Source organism: Micropruina sp. (genome assembly GCF_027492755.1).
Lineage (GTDB): Bacteria > Actinomycetota > Actinomycetes > Propionibacteriales > Propionibacteriaceae > Micropruina.
The window spans coordinates 4644-8311 of sequence record NZ_JAPUED010000164.1; the positions used below are offsets into that span (position 1 = coordinate 4644).

A 3668-nucleotide genomic window follows, 5' to 3' on the forward strand; every position below is an offset into this window, starting at 1 on the left:
CAACCGGGTCCCCAGAACTGGCCTCCGGCCGGCGGGCAGCCCGGTGGTTGGGCGCAACAGCCGGGCCAGCCGCAACAGCCTGGCGGCTACGGGCAATACGGTCCGCCTCCGGGGCAGTACGGCGGTCAGCCGCCCCAGCAGTCCTGGGGTGCGCCGCCACCGCCGTCGAGCCCGCCCGACCGGTCCAAGCGGCTGCTGTTCGGACTGATCGGCGCCGCGGTCGTGCTGGCGCTGATCGCGGGAGTCGTCTGGGTGGTCCGCAACAACAACGGCACCTCGGCCGATCCCAGCCCGGGCATCTCGACGCCGCCGGGGCCGGGGCAGCAGTCGACCCAGCCCCAGGTGCCCACGCCGAAGGCATCGGACGCCGTCGCCGCCTACCTGCGCGCGCTCGGCACCGGTGATGCCACCACCGCGATGAGCTTGGCGGCGTCCGCGCCGAGTGGCGACACCACCTTCCTGACCAACGCCGTCCTGGCCAAGGCCACCGCCGGCAAGGTGGCCGACGTGTCGGTCGCCGAGGTCACCGATCCGAACGCCACCAGCGTCGCGGCCAGCTACAGCCTCGACGGCAAGCCGGTATCGGCGACCTTCGAGGTGACCCGGGTGGGCGACCAGTTCCGGCTCGCGCAGATCGCCGCCAAGGTCGACATCTCGATGCTGCGACGCTCCACCGAGATCAGCCTGGCCGGGGTCCAGGCCAAGGCCGCGTTCGTGTCGCTGTTCCCCGGCGTCTATCCGGTCACCGCGACCAACCGGAACCTGTCCGTCGGCTCGGTCAAGATCACCGTCGGCAGCCTCGAGGCGCAGACCGCGGGCAGCGCCAAGCTGTCGCTCAGTTCAGCCGGCAAATCGGCGATCCTGAAGGCGGCCAAGGCGAAGTACTCCTGGTGCCTGAAGCAGAAGACGGTCCGTCCGTCCGGGTGCGGTTTCGGCGTCCGGGTGCCGGGTGGCGTGAAGCTGCAGACCGGCACCATTCGTTGGACGACGCGGTCCGGCGGCAAGGTGAGTTCGGCCAAGCCGAAGCTGACCTCGTCGGCGGGCTGGGCCGAGGCGAAGATGAAAGCGACCGTGCATTTCTACGCCCGTGACGCCCGGGTCTCGGGCCGGTACTGGTACAAGGACATCAAGCTCACCGGGTTCCAGGCCAAGCTCTCCGGGTCGAAGATCACCGTCACCTACTACTGATCGCCCAGCGTGCCGGTCGGGCTTGTCGAGACCTGGCAAGGGGTTTCGACAAGCTCAACCAGCGGTGGGGCATGACGCTCGACCGGCGGTTGGGCACCGTCTACTGATCGTCGGGGCCCTCGTCGTGCAACTGGTCGATGTAGCACCAGCGCCAGTGCTCGCCGGGCTCGATGGAGCGCATCACCGGGTGGCCGGTCTGCCGGAAGTGCAGGGTGGCGTGCTTGCCGGGTGAGGAGTCGCAGCAGGCGATGTGCCCGCAGCTGAGGCACATTCGCAGCTCGACCGGATCCTGGTCGGCCGCGACGCAGTCGAGGCAGTCGCCGTGCGCCTCGAAGTCGACCTCGGCCGGCGCCGCGTCCAGATGGACGCAGGGAGCTTCCCCGGCCGGACGCGGCCCCGCCGCCCGGACCTCGCGCTCCCGGTGCTCGCGCGACAGCAGGGTGGCCTCCTCGACGTCCAGCTCGGACAGCAACGAACTCAGCACCTCGTGGTCGGCGAAGCCGCGGTCGCGGATCTCCAGGAGCTTGGCCCGCTCCGCGTTCAGCCCGACCAGCCTGAGCCGTCGATAGGCCATCGCCCGGCTCTCCGTCTTCTGCCCGTCGCGGGCCATGCCCAATCGTTCCCACTGCAGGTCGACCCGGCGTTTGGCCGATTGCTTGAGCCCCGCCACCAGTTCGAGGTCCTCGGGGCCCGCGGCAGCCGCCTTCATCGCCGCCACCCCGGCGATCACTGAGCGTTGGGTCACCATCGCCTCCTGCAAGGCGTCCTCGCGCGGATCGGGGCCGTGGACGCCGAGACTGCGGGCGAGCAGCGGCAGGGTGAGGCCGTGGATCAGCAGCGTGCCGGCCACGGTGACCAGGGCGATCAGCAGCAGCACCGGCCGCAGCGGGGTCTCGACGGGCAGCGTCAGTGCGGCCGCCAGCGTCACGACGCCGCGCATGCCGGCCCACGAAACGATCAGGGCCTCCTGCCACGACAAGGCGCGATGCTTGCGGTCGAGGAACGGGCGGACCGCCATCACGTAGACGATCCGCGAGCCGATGACTGCCGCCAGCACCGCCAGTGACGCCCCGGCGATGGTCAGGTTCGACACCGGGTACTGGGCGGCGGCGTCCAGAATCTGGTGGGTGTGCAGCCCGATCAGCAGGAACACCGTGTGTTCCAGGACGTACTGGATCGTGGACCAGTTCATCCAGGTGGACAGCCGGGCGGGTGCCGAGCGGACCACCGGTGTGACATGCCCCACCATCAACCCGGCGACCACCACGGCCAGCACGCCGGAGGCATGGAAGCTCTCGGCCAGCGCGTAGGCGGCGAACGGGATCAGGAAGGTGAGGGTGGTGCTGGTGATCGCGTCGGTGAAGATCCCGAACAGCCAGATGGAGATCTTGGCGACCACGAACCCGGCCAAAGGGCCGACGAAGACGGCGAGCGCCAGATCGGTGCCCACTTCTGTCAGGGTGACGGACGCCCCGAGCGCGGCGACGGCGGTGCGCAGGCTGACCAGGGCGGTGGCGTCGTTGAGCAGCGACTCGCCTTCCAGAATGGTCGCCACCCGGCGGGGCAGACCGGCCTGCCGGGCGACCGCGACGGCCGCGACGGCGTCCGGGGGAGCGACGATGGCGCCGACGGCGAACGCGGCGGCGAACGGCACCGGCAGCATCCCGGTGATCACCAGGGCGACGCCCAGCGCACAGAACAGCACGAACCCGATCGACAGGTACCCGATGGCGGCCAGGTTGGTGCGGAAGTCGACCAGCGAGGTGTTCACCGCGGCGGCGTAGAGCAGCGGTGGCAGGAAGCCGAACAGCGCCATCTCGGCGGTCAGCTCGGGCAGCGGGAACCACGGCTCGTACGATCCGACGGCGCCGATCACCAGCAGCAGCAACGGTGCCGGCACGGGCACCCGCTGACACACCCACGACGCCGCCAGCACGGTACTGACGCAGCCCACCACCAGCAGCAGAATCTCCATGGGCTTCCTCCGGCCGTTCGATGCTCGCGGATATCTCACCACGCCGGGCACTGCGCGGGCAGAGGCATCCGCCGACGCTTCTCGGGCGAGGGCAGCGGTGCGGGAACCATTAGGCTGAGCGCCGTGATCACCCGCTTGTCCCAGTTGTTCGTCCGCACGCTGCGCGACGACCCGGCCGATGCCGAGGTCGCCAGCCACCGTTGGCTGGTCCGCGCCGGCTACATCCGTCGCGTCGCCCCGGGCATCTACAGCTGGCTGCCGCTGGGCCTGAAGGTGCTGGCGAAGGTCGAGGCGATCGTCCGCGAAGAGATGGACGCCATCGGCGCCCAGGAGGTGCGCTTCCCGGCGCTGCTGCCCCGGGAGCCCTACGAGGCGACGAACCGGTGGACCGAATACGGGCCCAACCTGTTCCGGCTGGCCGACCGCAAGGGTGGCGACTACCTGCTCGGGCCGACCCACGAGGAGATGTTCACCCTGCTGGTGAAGGACCTGTACAGCTCGTACA

General features: G+C 70.1%; 1 protein-coding gene and 2 pseudogenes. 2 read left to right on the forward strand and 1 reads right to left on the reverse strand.

Annotated features, from left to right (window positions below; all coding sequences use genetic code 11):
• Positions 1-1188 (forward strand): annotated as a pseudogene (locus Q0066_RS11530) (hypothetical protein); the annotation flags it as partial.
• 100 nt (positions 1189-1288) lie between these two features.
• Here the strand turns inward: Q0066_RS11530 and Q0066_RS11535 are convergent.
• Positions 1289-3163: a cation:proton antiporter gene (locus Q0066_RS11535; RefSeq protein WP_298133035.1), complete on the reverse strand. Its 1875-nt coding sequence runs from the start codon at positions 3161-3163 to the stop codon at positions 1289-1291.
• A 123-nt stretch (positions 3164-3286) separates the two neighbouring features.
• On the opposite strand from Q0066_RS11535, the pseudogene Q0066_RS11540 reads away from it, so the two are divergent.
• Positions 3287-3668: pseudogene (locus Q0066_RS11540) on the forward strand (proline--tRNA ligase); the annotation flags it as partial.